This is a genomic window from Lactiplantibacillus sp. 3062 (assembly GCF_055413545.1).
On record NZ_JBVAYE010000029.1, the window covers coordinates 1 to 255 of the forward strand.

General features: G+C 47.8%; 2 tRNA genes. Both read left to right on the forward strand.

Annotated elements, in window-relative coordinates:
• Positions 1 to 55: 55 nt before the first annotated feature.
• Positions 56 to 130 (forward strand) — tRNA-Ile (locus ACWQAU_RS15170).
• A 41-nt stretch (positions 131 to 171) separates the two neighbouring features.
• A tRNA-Ala gene (locus ACWQAU_RS15175) sits at positions 172 to 244 on the forward strand.
• The last annotated feature ends 11 nt before the right edge of the window (positions 245 to 255 follow it).

Below are 255 nucleotides of genomic sequence, written 5' to 3' on the forward strand. Positions count from 1 at the left end.
TCGAAACTTTGTTTAGTTTTGAGAGGTCTAACTCTCAATTTAATAAGCGTTTTTTGGGCCTATAGCTCAGCTGGTTTAGAGCGCACGCCTGATAAGCGTGAGGTCGATGGTTCAAGTCCATTTAGGCCCATTGGAACCGAACCAGTTGGTTCCATAAGTTGAATACCTCATGGGGAATTAGCTCAGCTGGGAGAGCACCTGCTTTGCAAGCAGGGGGTCAGCGGTTCGATCCCGCTATTCTCCATTGACGACGTT